This is a genomic window from Brevibacillus sp. FSL K6-2834 (genome assembly GCF_038592925.1).
GTDB classification, from domain to species: Bacteria; Bacillota; Bacilli; order Brevibacillales; family Brevibacillaceae; genus Brevibacillus; species Brevibacillus borstelensis.
On record NZ_CP151945.1, the window covers coordinates 769,733 to 793,604 of the forward strand.

Genomic DNA, 23,872 nt, shown 5'->3' on the forward strand with positions numbered 1-23,872 from the left:
ATCACGATGAGCAAAGTAAAGGTTGGAATCATTGGAGCAGGGCGCATCGGGAAGCTGCACGCGGAAAATCTGGTCAAACTGCACCGCGTCGAATTGAAGGCGATTTCGGATATTTTCGCAGAGCAAGTGCGAGAGTGGGCTGGCAGCATCGGGATTCCCCATGTCACCGATGATTACAAGGCGATTTTGCAAGACCCGGACATCCAGGCTGTCTTGATCTGCTCGCCCACCGATACGCACGTCCCCATCATCACGGAGGCAGCGAGAGCGGGCAAGCACATATTTTGCGAAAAGCCGATCAGCTTTCAGTTGGAGCAGACGAGAGAGGCGCTCGAAGTCGTCAAAGCGGCCGGAGTGAAGTTCCAGGTGGGCTTTTGCCGCAGGTTTGACCACAGCTTGAAAAAGGCTCATCAAACCGTTAAAGAAGGGGGAATCGGCGAACCGCACATTTTGCGCATCACTTCGCGGGACCCGCATCCGCCGGGCAAAGACTACGTAGCAGCCAGCGGCGGTCTGTTCTTCGACATGGCGATTCACGATTTTGACATGGCAAGATATTTGATTGGCAGCGAAGTCGAGGAAGTGTTTGCGCAAGGGGCGGTACTCGTGGACCCGCTGTTCGCAGAATGCGGCGACGTGGATACGGCGATTACGACGCTGAAATTCAAAAACGGCGCGATCGGGGTCATTGACAACAGCAGAAAAGCCGTGTACGGCTACGACCAGCGGGTAGAGGTGTTGGGGGCGAAGGGATGTGTGACCGTCAGCAATGTCACGCCGACCACCGCAGAGATCAGCACAGCCGAGGGCGTTTTCCGGGATAAGCCCAAGTATTTCTTCCTGGAGCGGTACAACGAAGCTTTTGTTCAGGAAATCGAAGACTTCATCGACAGCATCCTGTTGGACAAGGAAGTTCCGGTCAGCGGTTATGACGGCTTCCAGGCTGAATTGATCGCCATGGCGGCGAAGAAGTCGTTTGCCGAAAACAGGCCGGTCAAGCTCGAAGAAATCAGCGCAGTCCAGTCTGTGTAAGGCCCAGCATTTTTGTTCCAAATTTTTTTACGGATTAGGTTAAGCGCTTATCTAAATGTTCAGGGGGGAGAAGAAATGGAAGCAGTGAAGCAAGTGCAACGTTTGTTCATCGACGGGGAGTGGGTAGAGACAGCGAAGACGCATCCGATTTACAACAAGTACACAGGAGAGCTGTACGTGCAGGTGTGCAAGGCGGGGGAAAAAGAGGTGGATCGCGCAGTAGAGGCAGCCGAGTACGCTTTCTACCATACGCCTTTTTCCGCAGAAAAGCGCTACGACGTGCTGGTGAAAGCTTCCCAACTGATTAAGGAAAACGTCGAGGAGTTGGCCAACTGCATTGCCCAGGAGGGCGGCAAGCCGATTCGCGATGCGAAAGTGGAAGTGATTCGTTCCGCGACGACGTTTCTTTTGGCGGCGGAGGAAGCGAAAAAGCTGAGAGGGGAGATCATCCCGAGCCAGGCTTCCCCTGGAAACGAATCGCGCCTGATCTATACGATCAAAAAGCCGATCGGCATTGTGTGCGCGATCTCGCCGTTCAACTTCCCGCTAAACCTGGTTTCGCACAAGGTGGCTCCGGCCTTGGCGGCAGGAAATCCGGTGATCGTCAAGCCTGCTACGGATACGGCCCATTCCGCTCTGCTGCTGTGCAAGCTGTTGCAGCAGGCAGGCGTGCCAAAAGGGTACGTGCAATGCGTGGTCGGCGGCGGTGCGACGGTTGGCGAACAGTTGCTGAAAGACCAGCGGATCAAAAAGTATTCGTTTACAGGCTCGCCGGAAGTAGGCAAGCACATCCAGCAGACGATCGGCATGCGCAAAGTCACGCTGGAGCTCGGGTCCAACTCGGCGACGATTGTGCATGAAGACGGCAATGTCGAGCAGGCGGCAAACAAGTTGGCGAAAATGGCTTTTGCCAATGCGGGGCAAATCTGCATTTCCGTACAGCGCATTTTCGTGCACAAGGCAGTGGAAGCGAAGTTCATGGAGCTTTTCCTGGAGCGCGTGGCGCAGCTCAAGGTGGGCAATCCGCTCGACCCGGATACGGACGTAGGGCCGATGATTAGCGAAAAAGAAGCGCAGCGGATCGAGGCATGGGTAAACGAAGCGGCAGCGAAAGGCGCGAAAGTGTTGACCGGGGGCAAAAGGGAAGGAAGCGTCTACTATCCGACGGTCATTACCCAGGCGAAAAAGGGCATGAAAGTGTACGACGAGGAAGTATTCGCGCCAGTAGTTACAGTGGCGTCCTACGAAACGATCGAGGAAGCGGTGAAGCTGGTCAACGACTCCAAGTTTGGCTTGCAGGCAGGCGTGTACACCAAATCTCTCGTCCTGGCCCACAAGCTGCCGCATCTGCTGGAAGTGGGCGGCGTGATCGTCAACGATACGTGCTGCTTCCGTGCCGACCAGATGCCGTACGGGGGCGTCAAGGAAAGCGGAATCGGGAAAGAAGGCCCGGCATTTGCGATTGAGGAAATGGTCGAGACGGTGGCCGTTGTCATCAACCTGGAAGAGTAGATGAATCATGGATGGAGAGTGTGGAAATGACCGGAAACTGCCTGATCGCTCAATCCGGTGGACCAACCGCTGTTATCAACAATTCATTGTACGGAATCATTGAGGAGTCTCTTCAATCGCCGCAGATCCGGAAGGTTTATGGGGCGAGAAGAGGGGTGTACGGTCTGCTCAACCAGGACTACATTGATCTGGGTCAACTGTCCAAACCGCAGCTAGAGATGCTGAGAATGACGCCGGGCGCGGCGCTCGGCTCCTGGCGCTACAAGCTGAGCGCCCACGAGATCGAAATCATCGTCGCCCACATGCAGGCGAACGACATTCGCTACTTTTACTACATCGGCGGGAACGGGTCCATGCACGTCGCTCATTTGATCCATCAGGCTGCCCGGAAAAAAGGGTACGAGCTGAATGTGATCGGGGTGCCGAAGACGGTAGACAACGATTTGACGCAAACCGATCATTCGCCCGGCTTTGGCAGCGCAGCCAAATTTCTCGCTACCTCCATCCTCGACATGTCCATGGACATTATGAGCTTGCCGAAAAGCAATCGCATCACGATTGTCGAGACGATGGGGCGCAATACAGGCTGGCTGGCGGCCTCGTGCGCGCTGGGGCTGCAGCAGGAAACAGGCATTCCGCTGTTGATTTACATTCCGGAATCGCCTTTTTGCGAAGAAACGTTTTTGCGCGATGTGCAAAAAAAGTACGAGGAACACGGTTCAGCCCTGGTCATTGTCTCGGAAGGCATCCGCGACAAAGAAGGCAGGCTGATTGCCGACAGCGCTCTGGCGCGGGATGCGGTCGGGCGTCCGCAGCTCGGCGGCGTGGCCGGCTATTTGAAGGACGCCATCGCCAATCAGGGAGCGGGCTTGTCCGCGCGATATATTTTGCCGAGCATTTGGCAGCGCAGCGGGATGATGTTCTCGTCCGGGGTGGATGTCGAGGAGGCGTATTTGGCGGGAAAACACGCTTGCTATCACGCCAGGCAGGGGATCAACGGAGCGATGGTCACGCTGCAGCGCAAAAAGGGGCCGTTTTACGCCGTGGAATACGGCTCCGTCCCCCTCGCGGAAGTAGCGGGAAAAGAAAAGCTGTTTCCGCTGGAGTGGTACGACGCCGACAGCCATTTTGTCAAAGCCGAGTTTTTCGACTATATATATCCGCTCATTCAGGGCGAGGTGTCCATTCCGATGAAAAACGGCCTGCCTGCTTACCAGCACTTTATTTCCTGAAGGGCGGCGCAGTCGGGCGCGGACAAGAGGGACGAGGAAGCGGAAAAAACAGAACGGATGCAGCTTAAACAGCAGAAGGGAGCGAATGGGTCATGTTAGCTGGCGTATTTGAGCAGGCAGGGAAATTTTCCTTGCAGGAAAGGCCGGTTCCGGTCATACAGAAGGCAGATGAAGTGCGGATCAAGGTGGAGGCAGCCAGCATCTGCGGCACAGACGTGCATATTTTGGCTAATCCTCCTGGACATCCGGCGACGGCAGGCGTGATTCAGGGACATGAGTACGTCGGAAAAGTGGTAGAGGCAGGAGCGGATGTCACGAACGTCAAAGTGGGCGACCGGGTGGTAGTCGATCCGACGCTGACGTGCGGGTACTGTGATTATTGCCAGATGGGATACGTGAACATGTGCGAGCATATGTCGACGATGGGTATTTTCGTGGACGGGGGCTGGACTTCCTACAGTGTCGTTCCAGCCAGAAATGTGCACAAAATCGCAGACTCGGTTCCGCCGGAGATTGCCGTCTTTGCCGAACCGCTGTCCTGCGTCATCAACGGCATGGACAAAATCAAGGTGCAGCCGGGCGAGAGCGCTGTCGTGCTGGGCGCAGGGCCGATGGGACAAATGTTCATCCAGATGTTGAAAGCGGCGGGAGCCGGAACGATCGTGGCCGTTGATTTCTCGGATTATCGCCTGGAATACGCCCGCATATCCGGGGCGAATGTGACGGTGAACCCAAAAACAAGCGACGTGGCGAAGTCTGTACAGGACGCGACGAAAATCGGGGCGGATGTCGTCATCGACTGTGTTGGTTCGCTGTTCGATCAGAGCCTGACGCTGGTGCGCAGAGGGGGACAAATTTTGCTGGTGGGCATGAATCAGCACGCCTTGCCGCCGATCAAGCAAAACGATATTACCCGCTATGAGGTAACCGTAAAAGGCACGTATATCTCGAACCACACGTTCCCGAAAGTAGTGAAGGTCATGGAGGCAGGGCTGCTGAATCTGGAGCGGCTGATTACCCATCGGGTTCCTTTGGAGCGCATCACGGAAGGAATCGACGTGATGAAAAAAGGAGAAGCGATTAAGGTGATCGTGCAGCCCGCGTAATCGCCTGCGATCCGCGAGCGGTAGTCTGCACGCGTCCAGCCAACTGCCGGAAAAGACAGAAAAAAAATGAAAAAAAGGGTTTGTGGAAGCTCGGGAATCGAGTATAATCAAGGAAGAGAAAGCGCTTAACTTAACAGTTACGTGGAGAGAAACATCGAAGCTGAGGGAGGATAACATGGCAAAAACAATCCGCTTAACGATGGCTCAGGCATTGCTGCGATTTTTGGACAATCAATACATTTCCGTGGACGGTCAGGAACGAAAATTCGTCAAAGGCGTCATGGGGATTTTCGGACACGGAAATGTGACAGGGATGGGCGAAGCGCTGGAGCATTTTCAGGGAGAGTTGACCTACATCCAGGGGAAAAACGAGCAAGGAATGGCGCATGCGGCCATTGCCTACGCCAAACAAAAGAACAGGCTAGAGATTTTTGCCTGCACGTCTTCGATTGGGCCCGGCGCCTTGAACATGGTCACAGCCGCCGGGACAGCGACGGTGAACCGGATTCCGGTGCTGTTTTTGCCAGGCGATATTTTTGCCTGCCGCCAGCCTGATCCGGTCTTGCAGCAAATTGAAAACCCTGCTGACTACACGATTTCATCCAACGATGCGTTCAAGCCGGTCAGCAAGTACTGGGACCGCATTACACGTCCCGAGCAGTTGATGACGGCCGCCCTGAACGCGATGAGGGTGCTGACGGACCCGGTCGACACTGGCGCGGTCACCTTGGCTCTGCCCCAGGATGTGCAAAGCGAAGCGTACGATTACCCGGCTGAGTTTTTTGAAAAGCGCGTCCATTTCGTCGAAAGAAGAGCGCTGTCGGCTGCTGCGCTCGCACGGGCAGCGGAAGCGATCCAGACAAAAAAGCGGCCGCTGATTATCGCCGGGGGCGGCGTGCACTACTCGCTCGCTACGGCAGAACTGATTCGCTTCGCCGAGGAGTTTGGCATTCCGGTAGCGGAGACGCAAGCGGGAAAAAGCGCGGTGCCATGGGACCACCCGCTTCAAGTAGGCTCGATTGGCGTCACAGGCTCGCTCGCCGCAAACCGCCTGGCCAAAGAGGCCGATTTGATTATCGGCGTCGGAACGAGACTGACTGACTTCCCTACCTCATCCAAAACGGCCTTCCAAAATCCAGATGTGGAGTTCGTCAGCATCAATGTCAGCTCCTACGACGCGCTGAAAATGAACGGAAAGGCCGTGGTAGCCGACGCGAAGGAAGCGCTGGTCGCAATCACAGGCGCACTGCGGCAAGCGGAATACAAGTCCGCCTACTCGCCGGAAGCGATTGCTGCTCTGAAGAAGGAGTGGGACGAAGAAGTGGACCGGGTCTGCTCTGTGGAGCGGGCGGAAGGCTTGTCGCAAATGCTCGCGCTGGGCGAGATCAACCGCTTCCTGGGCGAAAAGGACATCATTGTCGCTGCTGCCGGAAGCCTGCCCGGAGATTTGCACCGCCTGTGGAGATGCAAGGCCCCGAAAACGTACCATATGGAATACGGCTTCTCGTGCATGGGCTACGAGGTGTCCGGCGCGTTCGGCGTGAAGATGGCAAGCCCGGATCAGGAAGTGTACGCCGTCGTCGGGGATGGCAGTTACTTGATGCTTCATTCGGAGCTGGTCACGAGCATTCAGGAAGGGCAAAAATTTACGATCCTGCTGTTCGACAACAACGGGTTCGGCTGCATCCACAACCTGCAACGCGGTCATGGCAGCGAAGGCTTCGGCAACGAGTTCCGCTATCGCGACGAACAGACGAACCGGCTGACGGGCGAGTATTTGCAGATTGATTTTGCCAGCCACGCCAGAAGCATGGGCGCGAAGGCGTATACGGCCCGCACTGTGGAAGAGCTGAGAGCGGCCTTGCAGCAGGCGAAGGAAGAGACTGTCACGACGCTGATTGACATCAAGGTGCTTCCCGGAACGTGCTCGTCCGGCTACGAGTCGTGGTGGCGGCTCGGGGTAGCGGAAGTATCCGCGAGCAAAAAGGTTCAAGCCGCTTATGAAGCGATGAACAAGCAGATCGAGATTGCGAAAAAAATGTAAGCGTTGCCGACGTTTTTATGCAACAGGCAAGAATGGCTAAAACTCTTGTCCAGCAGGAGGGCAACAGACGAGACTTCGAGTGGAATGAGCAAGCAACCGCTGTGCCTTATAGGTACGAAGGCTCCGCCAATGGCGTGGCGCAGCCAAGTTTCTAAACGCGTCGAGTTAAGCGCTTAATCAAAAGGGGCGACAGTCATGACAGATAAAGGATACAACTTCAAGCTGGGGGTTCACCCGATCAACTGGGTCGGGGAGGATGTCAAAGAACACGGGGATCACTATTCCTACGAGCAGGTCATGGATGAGATAGCCAGCCTTGGCGTTACAGGTGTGGAAATGAGCAGGAAGTTCCCTGCCGATCCGGCTGTTTTGCAGCAGGAGCTGGGCAAACGGGGGCTGCGGCTGACATCGCAGTGGAAGTCCGTGCTGTTCTCGGATGCGCAGCGCCGCGACGAGGAGCTGCAGGCTTACCGGAAGCACGCGCAATTCCTCAAGGCGATGGGAGCAGAAGTCGTCAGCACGGCAGAAGTTGGCGGCTCGCTGCATTGGGACCCGCGCCGCTCCCCACATGAAAAGCAGGTCGCACACTTGACAGATGAGCAGTGGAAAAGCCTGGCCGAAGGGCTGAACCAGGCAGGGGAGATTTGCCGCGAATTGGGCATGAAGCTCGTTTACCACCATCACGGCGGGACGGTCGTGGAGCAGCCGGAGGAAATCGACCGCCTGATGGAAATGACCGATCCCGGGCTTGTCTACCTGCTGTACGATACAGGCCATGCCTACTACGGCGGCAACGACCCGTTGAAGCTGCTGCAAAAGTATTACGGGCGGATCGGCTACGTGCACCTGAAAGATATTCGCCAAAGCGTTCTCGACCAGGCAAGGGCGGAACAGGCTGATTTCGTCACCTGCATCCGCAGAGGGGTGTTCACTGTCCCAGGTGATGGAAGCCTCGATTTTGCCCCGATTTTCAAGGAGTTGGTCGAGCGGGATTATCAAGGCTGGGCCATGCTCGAAGGCGAGCAGGACCCGCTCGTTCACAACCCTTTTGCATACGCGAAAAGATCCATTGCCTTCATCGAGCAAACGATATCATCAACCAGAGGTGAGAAAGTATGAAGACGGTTTCCGCTCAGGAAAAAATCAATTGGCTGCAAAAGAAAAGCAGCGAGACCCGGAGGCTGATTCTGCAAACGGTGCACCACGCAGGGGCAGGCCATGTCGGCGGGCCGCTGTCTGTGACCGATCTTTTGGTCGCTCTTTATTTTGACGTGATGAACATCAAGCCTGACGAGCCACTGTGGGCGGAGCGGGACCGCTTTGTGCTATCCAAGGGGCACTCCGCGATCGCCCTCTATACGGTGCTGGCGCTGCGGGGCTACTTCCCGGTGGAGGAGTTGAAAACGTTCGACGATATCGACTCCCGTCTGCAAGCCCATCCGGACATGAAGCTGCTGCCCGGACTGGACATGTCCACAGGCTCGCTGGGGCAGGGGATTTCTGCCGCAGTCGGCATGGCGCTGGGCGCAAAGCTGAAGCAGCAAGCGTTCTCCACATACTGCATCATTGGCGACGGCGAATCGCAGGAAGGGCAAGTATGGGAAGCGGCGGACGTAGCGGCCAAATACGAGCTGGACAATCTGGTAGTCATCATGGACTACAACAAGCTGCAGCAATTCGGCTGGAAGGGAACGGAAGGCCGCGAACGGGAAATCCCGATCTTTTCCCCGGAAGACCGCTGGGCGGCGTTCGGCTGGAACGTGCTTGCCATCGACGGCCACGATGTGGAACAGATCATCGAGGCGTGCCAGCAGGCGAAGCGCGTGCAAGGCAAGCCGACCGTCGTAATTGCCCACACCGTCAAAGGCAAGGGCGTAAGCTTCATGGAGAACAACTACACATGGCATGCGAAAGTGCCGTATGCGGAAGAGCTGAAAGCAGCCTTGGAAGAACTGGATATGGGGGTGTAGAAGATGCAATTACAGCTTGATAAAAAAGTAGCCATGCGCGATGCGTTTGGCGAAACATTGCTGCAATTTACGAAGGACGATCCGCGAGTGTACGCAGTCGATGGCGACCTGGCGACCTCCACCAAGCTGGATAAAGTAGCGGAGGGGAATCCGGCCAAATTTTTGCAGATGGGCATCGCCGAGCAGAACATGCTCGGAGTCGCTTCCGGTCTGGCAACAGTCGGCTTGCAGCCGTGGGTGTGCACGTTTGCCGCTTTTATTGTGAAACGCTCTCTGGACCAGATCGCCGTGGCGATTGCCCAGCCGAAGCTGGACGTGAAAATGATCGGGGCCTACAGCGGCTTGCTGACCGGATGCACGGGAAAAACGCATCAAGGTCTGGAAGATATCGCGATCATGCGCAGCCTGGCCAACATGGTCGTCCTGGCTCCGGCGGACGCGGTCGAAGTGAAAAAGGTGATGGAGTTCGCCCGCGACTACCACGGTCCCGTGTACATTCGGCTGGCGCGCGACCCGCTGCCGACCCTTTTTGCGGAAGAAACGCACACGTTTGCGCTCGGCAAAGGCGTCAAGTTGATCGCAGGACAGGATGTGACGATCATTTCAACCGGGACGCAAACAGGCCGCGCCGTTCAGGCTGCGAACCTGCTGCGCGCGGAAGGCATTCAGGCGGGTGTCCTGCACTTGCCGTCCATCAAGCCGATAGATGTGGAAGCTATCGTGGAGGCCGCTGAACGGACAGGGGCGATTGTCGCCACAGAAGAACATAGCATCTACGGCGGGCTGGGCAGCGCTGTAGCTGAGGTGCTGGTAGAGAACAAGCCCGTGCCGATGACAAGAGTCGGGGTGCGCGATCTCAATTCGGAATCCGGGCCAAACGACGCCCTGCTGAAAAAATACCAGATTGCCGTCGAGGATATCGTCCAAGGGGCAAAGGAAGTTTTGCAGCGAAAGGAGAAGGAAAATGTCTAAATTGATCGTTCCGAGCCAGCAACCAAACCAGGAGAAAAGCGTGGTCAAGGTCACACCGGAATCGGCAAACTGGGGCTATGTAGGCTTCGAGGTGTACACGCTTGCCAAAGGCGACAAAATCAGCATGGACACAGGGGAGCAGGAAGTGTGCATCGTGCTTCTCAGCGGGTATGCCAACGCGAGAACAAAGCAGCAGGAGTGGAACAACATCGGGCAGCGCATGCACATTTTCGAAGAAATCCCGCCCTATGCCGTCTACGTGCCATCTGGCGATCAGTATGAGGTAGAAGCCTTGACAGATGCCGAGATCGCCGTGTGCACAGCTCCGGGCAAAGGCACGTACGAGGCGAGACTGATCGCGCCAAAAGACATTCGGGTAGACATGCGCGGCTCCGGCAAAACGCTGCGCCGGATTCATAACATTTTGCCTGAGGATCAACCGGCGGACAGCCTGCTGATTGTCGAAGTCTACACGCCAAACGGAAACTGGTCGAGCTATCCGCCGCACAAGCATGACCAGGAGAACCTGCCCAACGAAGCGTATCTGGAGGAGACGTACTACCATCGCATCAAACAGGCGAACGGCTTTGCCTTGCAACGCGTGTACACGGACGACCGCTCGCTGAACGAGACGATGGTGGTCAAGGACGGCGATGTGGTGCTGGTGCCAAAAGGCTACCATCCCGTATCGGCACCTCCCGGCTACGACCTGTACTACTTGAATACGATGGCGGGGCCAGTGCGGACCTGGAAATTTACCAACGATGCCGACCATGAATGGATGATGACTCAAACGGTGTAAGCGAAGCAAGCGGGCCATGGGGATTCCTATGGCCTGCTTGAAACGAAGGGGAAAGCAGAAGGGGAGTGGAGCACAGATGAGTCAAAAACGCGTGCGCTGGGGCGTGTTGAGCACAGCCAGAATCGCGGTAAACACGATGATTCCGGCGATTCTGGAGGCGGACAACGCCGAGGTTGTCGCCATCGGCAGCCGGAACGAAAAAGTTTCGGAAGTTTCTGCGAAATTCAAGATTCCCAACGTCTATAACAGCTATGAAGAAGTGCTGGATGATCCCGAGGTGGATGCCGTGTACATTCCGCTTCCGAACAGCATGCACAAGGAATGGGTGCTCAAGGCGGCAGACAAAGGAAAGCATATTTTGTGCGAAAAACCGATCGCGCTGAATGCGGCGGAAACAAAAGAGATGATCGAGCATTGCCAAAGCAGGCAGGTGCTGTTGATGGAGGCGTTCATGTACCAGTTCCATCCGCAGCACCAAGTGGTGAAAGCGCTGCTCGCGGCCAACGAGATCGGCACGCCCAGGCTGATCCGCGCCAACTTTACCTTTCGGATCGAAGACCGGAGCCGCGATTACCGTCTGGACCCGCTGCTCGGTGGCGGCAGTTTGTACGACATCGGGTGCTACTGCATTCACTCCATCCGCAATATTTTGCAATGCGAACCGAAACGGCTGTATGTCCACTCCCCGCGCGATCCGGAATTTGACGTGGACATGTCGGCTGTCGCGATGCTGGAGCTGGACAACGGGATGCTGGCGACGTTTGACTGCAGCTTTGACATGGTGCGCCGTGAACGGTACGAGATTGTGGGGACGCATGGGACGATCCAGGTGCCGCGCTCTTACAATTTGCCCGAGTATTTTGACGGGGAAGGCATCGTGATTGTGGAAAAAGAAGACGGCGTGTCCAGAGTGGAAAAAGTGCGCGGGAACGAGTACAAGCTGGAAGTCGAGCATTTTTCCCAATGCGTGCTGGACGGCTCCCAACCGCTTTATTCCGGGGAGAGCATCTTGCAAAACATGAAAGTGATTGAAGCCTGCTATGAATCAATCCGCTCGGGCAAGTGGGTAAATCTGGCGTAATAAAAATGATCGAATTAAATATTTTTTCGAACAAATTTGAATTGAAAATCAACTGAGCCTCATTTAAACTTAAGGTAAGCGGTTACCTTAAAACTCTGAGAGAAAACGTTTTAGCAAATAGCGATGATGGAGGAATAAATATGAGCGGCCAAGTGCGCACGGCAGTAATCGGATTAGGAAGACTCGGATATTGGCATGCAGAAAACCTTGCGACAAAAGTGAAAGGCGCCCAGCTAGTAAAGGTAGTGGACCCGTTGGAAGGCCGCGCGGAGCAGGTAGCAAGAGAGCTGGGAGTTCCAGGCTGGTCCAAAGACCCTCGCGAAGTATTTGAGGACGCAAATATCGACGCGGTAGTTTTGGTCACACCTACGAGTACTCATGCGGAGATGATTACCCAGGCGGCGACGCACGGAAAACAAATTTTTGTTGAAAAACCGATTACCCAAACCGTAGAGGAAGCCGACGAGGTTATCCAAGTGTTAAACAAACACAACGTGTTCTGTCAGGTAGGCTTCATGCGCCGATTCGATCCGGCTTACGCGGAAGCAAAAAGACGGATCGCGGCCGGGGATATCGGCAAGCCGCTCTACTTTAAAGGAGTGAGCCGCGACGGCAACTGCCCGCCCGCAGAATTTATCAAGCACAGCGGAGGACTGTTCCTCGATGTCGCCATTCACGACTACGATATCGCCCGCTTTTTAATGGGGACGGAAGTGGAAACGGTTACAGCGACGGGGAATGTGCTCTTGCACACTTTTATGAAAGACTATCACGATGTCGACCAGGCGGTGACCACCCTGACCTTTGCTTCGGGAGCGGCGGGAGACATCGAAACAATGCGAATCGCCCCGTACGGCTACGATATCCGCGGCGAAGTCATCGGCACGGAAGGCTCCATTCAAATCGGATCGCTGCGCCACCACGATGTTCTTTTGCTGACTGCCAATGCCAGCACGCATGACATCATTCCTGACTTCCCGACGAAGTTCAAGGACGCCTACCTGCTGGAAATGATTCATTTCATTGACGCGGTGCAAAAGGGAGAGCGGCCTGCGTGCACGGAAACAGACGGAAAAATCGCCCTGGAGATCGCAGCGGCAGCGACCGAGTCGTTTCAAACAGCGAAGACGGTAAAGCTCGATAAAAAAGTGTCCATTTAATCAATCCAAATTGAAAAAATGGAGGTGACTACCTTGGCGTTGCTGGAAATGAAGGGCATTAGCAAAGCATTTTCCGGTGTGACGGTCTTGCACGACGTTCATCTGGACGTTCGGCAAGGAGAAGTGCACGTCCTGCTCGGGGAAAACGGCGCAGGAAAATCAACGATTATCAAGATCATGACCGGAGCCTACACGAAAGACCAGGGCGAGATTCGCTGGGACGGCAGGCCAGTCGAGATCGCAAAGCCGAGCGATGCGATTGATATCGGCATTGCCACGATTTATCAGGAGCTGAACCTGATTCCGCATCTTTCGGTCGCAGAGAACATTTTTCTGGGCCACGAAAAGAAAAAGCACGGCCGCTACTCTTTTCTGGATCGGAAGTACATGCGAGAAAAATCGAAGGAACTGATGGCGAAGCTGGGGCAAAGCATCGACCCGAACGCATTGGTGAGCAGCTTGGGGGTCGGACAGCAACAATTAGTGGAAATTGCTAAAGCGCTTTCTTTGAATGCCAAGCTGATTATTATGGACGAACCGACATCGAGCCTGAGCGCCCAGGAAGCCGAGCAGTTGCTGGCGACGATCGAATCGTTGCGGGAGCAGGGCATGACGTTCATTTACGTGTCCCATCGGCTGGAAGAGATCAAGCGCATCGGGGACCGGATCACGGTTTTGCGGGACGGGGCAAAGATCGAAACGGTAGATGTCAGCACGACGTCCATTGACCGGATGATCGAGCTGATGGTCGGCCGCTCGCTGCATAACAAGTATCCGAAAAAGACGTTTACCCGGGGACAGGAAGCGTTGCGGGTGGAGAACCTGAAGCTGAAAGGGGCTGCCCACGCCATCAGCTTTGCTGCCTATCAGGGCGAGATTCTCGGCTTTTCCGGTTTGGTCGGCGCTGGCCGCAGCGAGCTGATGAAAACGATCTTCGGCGCGGAGCCGAAGGAGACGGGCAAAGTCTACGTCTTCGGAAAAGAAGCGGTGATTCGCCAGCCGCGCGACGCCATCGAGGCAGGATTTGCGTTCATTACGGAAGACAGGAAGACGGAAGGGCTGTTCCTCGATCAGTCGCTTATTTTCAATATGTCCATCGCCAATTTGCGCGAAGTCAAAAGCAACGGGCTGCTGAGTCCGGTGAAGATGAAGGAAGTAGCGGAAAAGTACGTGCGCGAGCTGCAGATTCGCCCGAACAATATCAATCTGATGGGGCGGAACTTCAGCGGAGGAAACCAGCAAAAGGTCGTCATCGCCAAGTGGCTTTTCACCCAAGCGCGTATTTTTATTTTTGACGAGCCTACTCGCGGCATTGACGTGGGAGCAAAGGTAGAGGTCTACAACTTAATCAATGACCTGGTGGACTTGGGCGCATGCGTGCTGATTGTTTCGTCGGATTTGCCGGAAATTCTCGGGATGTGCGACCGGATTCTCGTGATGAGCGACGGACGGATCACCGCCGATCTGCAGCGGGAGGAAGCGACGCAAGAAGTAATCATGAAAGCAGCAACAGGAGGTTGATAGAAAATGAAGGAACAGTCCAACTCTGTGACAGTCACCACAGGGACAAGTGCCAGCAAGACACTGAGCTTGAATTGGAAAACGTTTGTCGGCAAGTTTGGGGCTTTGTTCGGACTCCTCATCCTTTCCGCGTGCTTGAGCATTCTTTCTCCGAATTTTCTGCAAGCCGAAAACTTGATGAATATCGCCCGGCAGTCTTCCATCAACGCGTTGCTCGCCATCGGCATGCTCTTGCCGATTTTGACGGCGGGAATTGATTTGTCTGTCGGCTCCCTGCTGGCATTGGCGATCACAACGACGGGGATTTTCGTGGTGAACTGGGGGATGCACCCGCTGCTTGGGATTTTGCTGTGTCTCGCGATTGGAGCGCTCGGCGGATGGTTCAACGGGGTTTTGCTCACCAAGCTGAGATTGCCGCATCCTTTTATCTCTACATTGGGCACGATGAATATTTTTCGCGGGCTGGCACTCATCATCACAGCCGCCTCTCCGATTTTCGGCTTCCCGCTCATCATCAACTACGCCGGCTATGAAAACATCGGGATTTTCCCCGTGAGCTTTATTCTCGTGATAATTACGTATATTCTTTTCCATCTGTTTCTTACGCGCACAGCGACGGGACGGTATATTTACGCGATCGGCGGCAACAAGGAAGCAGCCCGGCTGGCTGGTATTCCTGTGGACCGGATTCTGATTCTCGTCTACACCTTGAGCGGCTTGATGGCCGGTCTGGCGGGCCTTGTCCTGATCGGAAGGACGGATTCGGCGTCGCCGATTGCCGGATTGTCGTATGAGCTTGACGCGATTGCAGCCGTCATCATCGGTGGCGCCAGCTTCTTCGGCGGTGTGGGGACGGTATGGGGCACATTGATCGGGGCGCTCATCATCGCCGTGCTGCGAAATGGCTTGAACTTGCTCGGGACGACCTCCGATTTGCAAGTGGTCGTCATCGGCTCTGTCATTATCGCTGCCGTGTACGTCGATGTCCTGCGCCAGCGTTCGGCCAAAAAATAGGAAGGCGTCGAGGAGGAGCGGACGATGAGCAGGAAGATTTGGAAAGCCGTTTTTTCAAGCATGGTCCTTTTAAGCCTGGCAGCATGCGGGCAGCAGCCTGGCAGTCCTGAAGGCTCTTCGACTCAGCAGCAGCCACAGACGGGTTCCGGTGAACAAAAGCCGAAAATCTACGTCGTCTTGAAGACGTTGAACAGTGAGTATTTCCAATTCATAGAAGCGGGGGCAAAAGCGGCGTTCCAGGATTTCAACGTGGACGGGACGATCATGGCCCCCTCGAACCAGACACAAGTGATGGAGCAAGTCAACATGATTGAAGACTTGCTGAACAAAAACCCCGATGGGCTGGTGCTTACTCCCAGCCAGCCTGTTGCCGTCGTTTCGGCGTTGGCGAAGTACAAAGCAAAAGACATCCCGGTTGTGTTGCTGGACAGCGATGTGGATTGGGAGGACAAAACGACTTTTATCGGCAACGACGATGCGCTGAGCGGGCAAAAAGCGGGCGAAACATTGGCAGCGAAGCTGAGCAGGGGAGACAAAGTAGCGATTCTCGAAGGGATTTCCGGCACTCCGACCAGCGCCAAGCGCGTACAAGGAGCGAGAGAGGCACTGGAACAGGCGGGAATGATCGTTGCCGCTTCCGAGGCTGCGAACTGGGATCGGGTGGAAGCGGTATCGGTCATGGAAAACGTCTTGCAAGCCCATCCTGATATAAAAGGCGTGGTCGCCGCAAACGATGAAATGGCGCTCGGCGCGATTCGCGCGAGTGAGGCGAAAGGCAAGGATATCGCCGTCGTCGGAATGGACGGCATCATCGAGGCGATTGAATCGATCCAGAAAGGCTCGATGGATGCTTCAATCGCGGTGAAAACGTATGATATGGGCTACAAGGGCGTTGAAAATGCGGTAAAAGCTATTCGCAAAGAAACCGTGCCTAAGCAAATCGTGACAGAGATTGACGTCATTACGCCGGACAATGCCGAAGCAAAGCTCGCCCAAGCGAAAGGGCTTCTAGGGAAATAAAGGAAGGAGCTATCAACGCTACAAAAGCTACGAAGCTCGGCGCGGTCAGGCTGTTTGTACGAATCGCCTGTCTTGAATGCGAGCTGCTCAAGGGCCGGATGGCTGGCCTCAGCCGATTCTCAGGGGGAGTAGTTTTTCGCTCTCTGGGCGAAGCGGCAGCTCCGGCACTCGATAACAAAAAGGGGGACTGACGGATGGCTGAAACAGTCCGTTGTGCCGTAGTGGGACTTGGTCGGGCTGGTTTTTCCCATGCCGAAAATCTGGTCAACAGCGTAAAAGGAGCGGAGCTTGCTGTCGTTGCCGCTACCCGCAAGGAACACGCCGAAGCTGTAGCGAGCAGGCTCGGGGTCAGGCACGCGACCAATACCGTAAACGAAATCTTCGAAAATCCCGAGATTGACGCTGTCATCATCGCCACGCCGACTGCCACGCATAAACAACTGATCCAACGGGCGGCAGAGAGCGGCAAGCATATTTTTGTCGAAAAGCCGATCACGCGAACATCGGAAGAAGCAGAGGAAACGATCCGCATCATCCGCGAGCACCGCGTCATGTGCCAGGTCGGTTTTATGCGAAGGTTTGATCCTGCCTATGCCGAAGCGAAAAAACGGGTGGACGCAGGCGATATCGGCAAGCCGATCTACTTTAAAGGCATCGGCCGTGATCCCGGCTCTCCGCCTCTTGACTACATGAAGCATAGCGGCGGGATTTTTCTGGACTTGTGCATACACGATTACGATATCGCCCGGTATCTGATGGGCGCTGAGGTCGCTTCGGTCACAGCGTTTGGCCGCATTTTGGCGCATCCTTTTCTGGAGGAATGCCGCGATGTCGATCAGGCGTTGACTCATCTGACTTTTCACTCCGGGGCAATGGGAGACATCGAAGGCAGCCGCAACGCCTTTTACGGCTACGATATACGCGGGGAGATCATGGGGACAGAAGGGACGATCCAGATTGGCTCGTTGCGGCACCACGATGTGAAAATCATGACGGCTAAAGGCAAAACGCACGATCTCATTCCCGATTTTCCGACCAGATTCAAAGATGCCTTTTGCCTGCAATTGCAAAGCTTTGTGGACAGCATCCGCAACCGGCAAGCGCCAGCGGTATCGGCAGCCGATGCCAAAATCGCCCTGCAAATCGCGGAGGCGGCTACCAAGTCGTTTCGGACAGGTACGACTGTGCAAGTAGCGGCCGATCAGCCGGAGTGAAATTCAGATTATTCAGTTACATCAGGCGCAGGAAGCCGTACCTGCCGGGCTGCCAGCGTCCTGACGCTTGTCTCGATTTGGGGGAGGCGTGTCAGGATAAGTAGTCTTTCGATTTTGATTTTTCAAAATGAAAGTGTTTACACTCAGGAATGGTCTGTATTATAATGCCATTAAGAAAACGCTTAACCAAACATACGAGACAACTTCATCGGCCAAAAAGCGCTGAAAAACGGGAATGTTCGCCTGTTTAACACAGCGCAATCTATGTTCTATCCATTTTTTTATGAGAATTGGTTAAGCGCTTATTCAATCCGCAAAAGGTTGAGAAGGAGGGAGCAGGCCGGTCGAGGTTTTCCAAAAACGTATGTGGGCTATAGCAAAAAAGAATGAGCACACGGGGGGTTCCTATGAAAAAGAGAATTGCGATTCCATTGATTTTGATGATGATGTTCTCCGTTCTGGCCGGCTGCGCTGGGCAAGCAAACAATAGCACCGGAGCGACGGACGGAAATCAGCAAGGGTCTTCAGACGGTAAGCCAAAAGTCACCGTTGTCTTGATGGAGCTGAGCGCGCAGTATTTTAAATTCATGGAAGCGGGAGCAAAAGCTGCTTTTCAAGAGTTTGGCGTAGATGGAAAGGTGATTGCTCCTTCCAACCAATCGCAAGTCATCGAGCAGGTAAACATGATCGAAACGACGCTGAATGAAAAGCCGGATGCGCTGGTCTTGATGCCTTCCCAGCCTGAATCCGCTCTCCCGGTATTGAAGAAGTACAAGGAAAAAGGCATCCCCGTCCTGTTGATCGACACAGACGTGCCGAACTGGGAGGATAAAACCTCTTATATCGGAACCAATAACGACGAAGCAGGCTATACAGCCGCACAGCTTGTCGCCAAGCAGCTTAACAAAGGGGACAAGGTCGCCATTCTCGAAGGAATCGCCGGAACTTATGCCAGCGAGACGCGGATTGCCGGAGCGAAAAGAGGGCTGACGGAAGCTGGGCTGGAGATCGCAGTTTCGCAGTCGGCTGACTGGGATCGGGTAAAAGCTACTTCGGTAATGGAGAACATTTTGCAAGCGCATCCAGACGTCAAAGCGGTCGTTGCGGCCAATGACGAGATGGCGCTGGGAGCCGTGCGCGCTACGGAAGCAAAAGGCTTGAAAATCCCTGTCGTCGGCGTCGACGGAATCATTGAGGCGGTTGAGTCCGTGAACAAAGGCGTCCTGTTCGGCTCGGTTGCGCAGAAGCCGTATGACATGGGCTACCTCGGCGTGAAAAATGCGTTGGCGGCGATTAAAGGCGAGCCGGTGGAAAAACGCATCGACAGCGGACTCGATACGATCACCAAAGAAAATGCGGAATCCAAGCTGAAGGATCTGAAAGCAAAGCTGGGGCAATAAAAAGCACATGGAATAAGCGACGGAGGAGGAAGGTCACACTTCCTCTTTCTGCTTATTCACTATCCTTTCCACGACAAGGTGAAGCAGCGTGCAAAGTTCAATTGGAAAACGATTAGTCGGCAGTTTTTTGTTCATGGCCATTTTGCTCGGGGTGACGAGCGGCATCGCTTATTGGGCGTTAAGCAAGGTCAACCAGTCTTACCTGGATGTTTTGAATCACACGGTCGTTCTCGAAGGCCATGTGAAAAATATGAAGTACTACGTGGTCCAGCGCAACCAGCATATCGATCATTACTTGCTGACGTTCGATCAGGACTACCTGTCTTTGTTGCAGCAGGATAGCGAAAAAATCAGCGAGCTGTTGGAGCAGTCGGCTGCCTTGATGGATAGCGAAGAAGGCAAGTCCAAAATTGACTATTTGCGGGAATGGAATACGATGTTCGGGCAGAAGGTGGAGCACGTCATCGCGCTGAGCGCGACAGACAGGGAAAAAGCCAAATCAGAAGCGGTCCACAGCGTGATTCCGTTTGGGAACATCATGCTCGACATGGCAGAGGAAATTACGGCTCAGCTCGAACAAAAGGTCGAGCTGGAGCTGGCAGACAATCAACAGCATGTCGCCTCGACGCTTTTGACGATGATTGCGATCAGTGTCGGGGCGGTTGTGGCCGCTGGCTGGATCGGAATCAAAATCGCCCGCTCGATCTCCAGGCCGCTGGAATCGCTGACCAAGGCGATTGAGGTCATCGCTTCGGGCCATATTGCCACAGAAGACGTCCACACACAGTCCAAGGATGAAATCGGCCAGCTCGTGCGCGGCTTCAATGCCATGAAAAACAACCTGCGGCAGTTGGTGCAGCAACTGCAGGAAAGCGCCGAGCGCCTGGCTGCCTACTCGGAGCAGCTCATGACGAGCGCGGAGCAAACGAGCCAGGCAACGGAGAGTATAACCGAGATCGTCCAGGAAGTAGCGGTCAGCTCAGACCAGCAGTTGCATCAGATTGAGGAAAGTGTCAGTTCCATCCATCAGCTTTCCGCGCGGATTCGCGATTTTGCCAAGGAAGCCGAAGAGACGGCTGCGCTATCTGCAGAGACTGCGGAAAAAGCGGTGCGCGGCAACGAGGGGGTACAGGGGAGCAAGGAGCAAATGAACGCGATTCACGCTTCGATTCAGCAACTGGCCGAAATGGTTGCCACGCTCGGCCAGCATTCCAAGGAAATTGAGCAAATTGTCGAGGTGATCTCCAACATCGCTTCGCAAACGAATTTGCTGGCCTTGAACGCAGCGATCGAAGCAGCGCGAGCCGGGGAGCACGGGGCCGGGTTTGCGGTTGTGGCGGATGAGATCAGAAAGCTGGCAGAGCAATCGACCTCATCGACGAGGCGGATTGTGTCGATCATCCATAACGTTCGGGAAATGACCGTCAATGTCGGGGAGTCCATGCAAGCGGGGAAACAAGAAGTGGCTGCCGGGATGGAGCTTGTCCAGTCGGCAGGAGACGTGTTCGTGGAGATCGAGCGATACGTGCAGATGGTTTCGCGGCAAATCGAAGCAGAAACAAGCTCGTTGCACAGGCTGTGTGATCGGGTACAGCTCGATGTTGCCGTCGTACAGGATGTGCGGAATATGTCGGAGAAAGTGTCGGCAGGAATGCAGCACGTATCGGCTGCCACCGAAGAACAGCTTGCGTCGATGGAAGAGATCGCAAGCTCGGCCAAGCAGTTGTCCAGCCTCGCGGATGAATTGCAGGCGGCGGTCGGGAAGTTCAGGCTGTAAGCGGCTTCTGTCCGGCGCATTGCCGAGGAAAAAGAGCAAGCTGCGAGTCTACGGTTTGCTCTTTCTTGCGGGGATGGTCTTGTTTTACATCGTAGCAATCAGCGCAGCAGCGATTCGTCTGCTGAAAACATCCGATGTGGTCGCGTGAGCCTGGAAAAGAAGGGTTTTTCTGGACAGCAGCGAATAACGGTGTAAAAGTCTGATAATTCGACCTGATTAGGAGGCGGCGGCGATGGTTCAAGGCGGCAAGTACGTGAAGGTGGAGCCAGGGGTCGAAATTTTTGTGCAGGACACAGGACAGGGCAAGCCGATCGTGTTTATTCCGGGCTGGACGTTTACTACCGAAGTGTTCCACAAGCAGGTCGAGCATTTTCAAGAGACGAACAGAGTCGTCGTGCTCGACCCGCGAAGCCATGGCAGATCGTCCGTGACGATGCACGGAAATGACTACGCGACACACGGCGCAGACCTGGCAAAAGTGATCGAGGCGCTGGAGCTGAAAGATGTCACGCTGGTCGGCTGGTCTTTTGGCTGCCTGACGATGTGGGAATACGTCAGACAGCACGGAACGCGCGATTTGAAATCATTGGTCTTTATCGACCTGTCGCCGAAGCCGCTGTCGACCAATCATGAGCAGGACTGGGTGGAAGGGCCGCTCGACGAGATTGCCGCTGCCTACAACTATTATTTGCGGGATTCCGAAAAGCAGCGGGAATTTATCGAAGCGTACGCGACCGGGGTTATGGTACAAAGAGAGTTGCAGGCAGAAGAGCTGCTCTGGATTATCGAGCAGTCCATGAAAACGCCTCCCTACATCGCGGCGAACTTGTTTGCGTCCGGGATGTTTTCCGATTACCGGGCAGAGGCGAAGCTTGCGAGCGAGTCTGTGCCGACGCTGACGGTGGTGGCGGAGCATTGGGCAGAGACGGCCAAACGGTTCCTTGAACAGCATGCGCCGAAGTCCGCGGTGGAAGTATTGGGCGGGCACATGATGTTTTGGGAGCATGCCGACAAATTTAACTCACTGCTGGCTCAGTTCATCCATACTGAAAAACATGTGGGCTAGAAAAAGGAAAAGGCAAAAGGCTGTCCGTTGGTGCACTTACCCCTGTCAAGTAGACACACACTAAAAAGCCTAAGCAGCCAGTTTGACTCGGTATTCAACCGGGGCACACTGGTTTAATCTTTTCTGGAAACGTTCATGGTTATAGAACCATATGTATTCATCAATGGCTTGAAGAAGCTCTTCCTCTGTTTTACACTGAGAGAAGTACGACGTTTCCGTTTTCAGATGGGAAAAGAAGGACTCTATGCATGCGTTGTCTAGGCAGTTTCCTTTGCGAGAGTGGCTGCCTAACATACCTAATTCTTCGAGTCGCTTGTTGTACTGCTGAGACGTGTATTGGAAGCCCTGATCCGAATGGAGAATGGCCCCTTGCACGTCTCTTTGTTTGTGAAGGTCTTCTACGGTGTCCATAACCAGTTGTAGATCATTTCTTTTGGAAACTTTCCAGGCAACAATCTCGTTATTAAAAAGATCCTGTATGACTGACAAGAAATAGAACTTGTCCACCACAGCAATGTAGGTAATATCCGTTGCAAACAGTCGATTAGGTTGCTCCACCTTGAAATGACGTTCCACTCGATTCGGCTGGACTACGGATGCCTTTCTGCTGTAATAACGACGTTTCTTCCGGATGGTTGATGGAATGTTGAGTTCTTTCATAAGACGGTATGCTCGCTTGTGATTGACAATGAATCCCTCTTTTTTCAAAGCAATTTGCATCCGTGGGTAACCGTAAAAGGGACATTTCAGATGGATGGCTACGATGTGCTCCTTCAGATTCATCTCTTGTAGATGTCGCTCTCTGCGTTTTTCCTCGGTGTTTCGCCACTTGTAATATCCTGCACGAGATACCTGTGCGATTTCCACCAACCAGGTAATCGGGCACATGTTCTCCAGTGAGGATATGATTTCAAAGCGGTTTACTTTCGGAATGATCCCTCCCCGAATAGATTTGGATTGCGCTTTTTTAGGAACGCTACCTGCGCTTTCAAATAATCTCGTTCTTCCTCTACACTGGAAAACTTCGTACGAGGCCGACCAATAAAAGGATGAGAAGCCGCATGCTTCCCACGCTGATCCAGTAACGTTTCGTTGTTACGGAATTTCCCAACCCAGTTCTTTATTTGAGTAGAACTGCGAATCCCAAGAGCATCGGCTACAGCTTGATAACTAAGCCCACCTTTTTCGTAAAGGTCGATTGCTCTTTGTTTCGTCTCCTCAGAATGCCTCATAAATGTCTGTCCCTTTTTAGCCAAAGAAAATCCCCTCCACGTATCAGTGTACCATCCAAGCCAATATGCTTGGGCTTTTTTCACTGTCTACTCAAAGGGGATAATATCATATCAGCGGTTTAAAATTCCCCAGAAAAAGCCGACAGACTCTCCGGAATGAGAGTAAAGATGGTGAAGAATGGGGAGTTTTTTGTGAGCAAAGAAATGCGTCTGAAAGGTATGAGTATTACCCACATTGTTGAAGAGAGGAGACGGGATCGAAAAACGATTCGAAAATGGCTCCTGTAAGAAACGCCGAGAGCTATCCTATTCTCAAGCCATGTCCCAGCAAGTTGGATTCTTTTATGGATTTCATCAGTACTTTTACGCTTTCGTCATGGTGCCGGGTTAATTACGCATGATGTATGGAGAATCTACGGAGGACGAAAAGCTGGAACCTCTCATCGGATGTCATCTTCGGGCTTGGCAGTACTTTGGGGGTGTGCCGCAAAGTTTTTTCTGGTCGAGATGACAATGGTAGGGCGATTTGTAACAAGGGTTTCGCTGGCTTTGCCAGCCACTGTGACTGCAAGCCCTATCGGAATCGAACGAAGGGAAAAGTGGAGAATGGAACGGGTTATCATCTCGGAAATCACTTTTGGCCTCGCAGTGGCACTTTTGTCGGGCAGCAAGATCTTCAATCAAAAAGTATAGAGTTTTGCGATTTTCTTGCAATGA

19 protein-coding genes are annotated in these 23,872 nt (G+C 54.1%); 18 read left to right on the forward strand and 1 reads right to left on the reverse strand.

The window, feature by feature from the left end; translation table 11 throughout:
• The first annotated feature begins 6 nt into the window (after nt 1-6).
• The 18 genes from iolG (NST96_RS04080) to NST96_RS04165 all read left to right on the forward strand — a co-directional run bounded on the left by iolG (NST96_RS04080) (nt 7) and on the right by NST96_RS04165 (nt 21,923).
• On the forward strand, nt 7-1,032 hold the full coding sequence (gene iolG, locus NST96_RS04080) for an inositol 2-dehydrogenase (protein ID WP_342405611.1): 1,026 nt from the start codon (nt 7-9) through the stop codon (nt 1,030-1,032).
• Nucleotides 1,033-1,107: 75 nt separating this feature from the next.
• Entirely contained in the window at nt 1,108-2,544 is a 1,437-nt protein-coding gene (locus NST96_RS04085) for an aldehyde dehydrogenase family protein (protein WP_007785968.1), read from the forward strand.
• A 26-nt stretch (nt 2,545-2,570) separates the two neighbouring features.
• Nucleotides 2,571-3,776: a 6-phosphofructokinase gene (locus tag NST96_RS04090; RefSeq protein WP_035986173.1), complete on the forward strand. Its 1,206-nt coding sequence runs from the start codon at nt 2,571-2,573 to the stop codon at nt 3,774-3,776.
• Nucleotides 3,777-3,868: 92 nt separating this feature from the next.
• Nucleotides 3,869-4,882, forward strand: coding sequence for an alcohol dehydrogenase catalytic domain-containing protein (locus tag NST96_RS04095; RefSeq protein WP_007785971.1), 1,014 nt, complete (start codon nt 3,869-3,871; stop codon nt 4,880-4,882).
• A 175-nt stretch (nt 4,883-5,057) separates the two neighbouring features.
• Entirely contained in the window at nt 5,058-6,926 is a 1,869-nt protein-coding gene (iolD, locus tag NST96_RS04100) for a 3D-(3,5/4)-trihydroxycyclohexane-1,2-dione acylhydrolase (decyclizing) (protein ID WP_007785973.1), read from the forward strand.
• Between the two features lie 195 nt (nt 6,927-7,121).
• A complete protein-coding gene (iolE, locus tag NST96_RS04105; protein WP_007785976.1) occupies nt 7,122-8,045 on the forward strand; it encodes a myo-inosose-2 dehydratase in 924 nt (307 codons plus the stop codon).
• Nucleotides 8,042-8,896 (forward strand): transketolase, encoded by an 855-nt coding sequence (locus tag NST96_RS04110; RefSeq protein ID WP_342405612.1) that lies wholly within the window; start codon nt 8,042-8,044, stop codon nt 8,894-8,896. Before iolE ends, NST96_RS04110 begins: the two co-directional genes overlap by 4 nt.
• A gap of 3 nt (nt 8,897-8,899) precedes the next feature.
• Nucleotides 8,900-9,868 (forward strand): transketolase C-terminal domain-containing protein, encoded by a 969-nt coding sequence (locus NST96_RS04115; RefSeq protein WP_026558072.1) that lies wholly within the window; start codon nt 8,900-8,902, stop codon nt 9,866-9,868.
• Nucleotides 9,861-10,670, forward strand: coding sequence for a 5-deoxy-glucuronate isomerase (gene iolB, locus NST96_RS04120; RefSeq protein ID WP_026558071.1), 810 nt, complete (start codon nt 9,861-9,863; stop codon nt 10,668-10,670). The genes NST96_RS04115 and iolB overlap by 8 nt, the downstream gene beginning before the upstream one ends.
• Nucleotides 10,671-10,746: 76 nt before the next feature.
• Entirely contained in the window at nt 10,747-11,751 is a 1,005-nt protein-coding gene (locus tag NST96_RS04125) for a Gfo/Idh/MocA family oxidoreductase (protein WP_342405613.1), read from the forward strand.
• Nucleotides 11,752-11,891: 140 nt separating this feature from the next.
• The gene (gene iolG, locus NST96_RS04130) at nt 11,892-12,911 is read left to right on the forward strand and encodes an inositol 2-dehydrogenase (RefSeq protein WP_025844085.1); all 1,020 of its coding nucleotides are present in this window, start codon (nt 11,892-11,894) and stop codon (nt 12,909-12,911) included.
• A 24-nt stretch (nt 12,912-12,935) separates the two neighbouring features.
• Nucleotides 12,936-14,432: an ATP-binding cassette domain-containing protein gene (locus tag NST96_RS04135; RefSeq protein WP_312027473.1), complete on the forward strand. Its 1,497-nt coding sequence runs from the start codon at nt 12,936-12,938 to the stop codon at nt 14,430-14,432.
• Between the two features lie 6 nt (nt 14,433-14,438).
• A complete protein-coding gene (locus tag NST96_RS04140) occupies nt 14,439-15,446 on the forward strand; it encodes an ABC transporter permease (RefSeq protein ID WP_025844087.1) in 1,008 nt (335 codons plus the stop codon).
• Between the two features lie 24 nt (nt 15,447-15,470).
• Entirely contained in the window at nt 15,471-16,466 is a 996-nt protein-coding gene (locus tag NST96_RS04145) for a sugar ABC transporter substrate-binding protein (protein ID WP_025844088.1), read from the forward strand.
• 194 nt (nt 16,467-16,660) lie between these two features.
• The gene (gene iolG, locus NST96_RS04150) at nt 16,661-17,680 is read left to right on the forward strand and encodes an inositol 2-dehydrogenase (RefSeq protein ID WP_342405614.1); all 1,020 of its coding nucleotides are present in this window, start codon (nt 16,661-16,663) and stop codon (nt 17,678-17,680) included.
• Between the two features lie 407 nt (nt 17,681-18,087).
• Entirely contained in the window at nt 18,088-19,080 is a 993-nt protein-coding gene (locus NST96_RS04155; RefSeq protein WP_025844090.1) for a sugar ABC transporter substrate-binding protein, read from the forward strand.
• A gap of 88 nt (nt 19,081-19,168) precedes the next feature.
• Nucleotides 19,169-20,857 (forward strand): methyl-accepting chemotaxis protein, encoded by a 1,689-nt coding sequence (locus tag NST96_RS04160; RefSeq protein WP_342405615.1) that lies wholly within the window; start codon nt 19,169-19,171, stop codon nt 20,855-20,857.
• A 232-nt stretch (nt 20,858-21,089) separates the two neighbouring features.
• Entirely contained in the window at nt 21,090-21,923 is an 834-nt protein-coding gene (locus NST96_RS04165; protein ID WP_342405616.1) for an alpha/beta hydrolase, read from the forward strand.
• A gap of 69 nt (nt 21,924-21,992) precedes the next feature.
• Here the strand turns inward: NST96_RS04165 and NST96_RS04170 are convergent.
• Nucleotides 21,993-23,179 (reverse strand): IS3 family transposase gene (locus tag NST96_RS04170; protein ID WP_342405617.1). Its coding sequence is split into 2 segments (ribosomal slippage): nt 21,993-22,894 and nt 22,894-23,179, totalling 1,188 coding nucleotides; the frame shifts between segments, so codons are not numbered across the junction.
• Nucleotides 23,180-23,872: the final 693 nt, after the last annotated feature.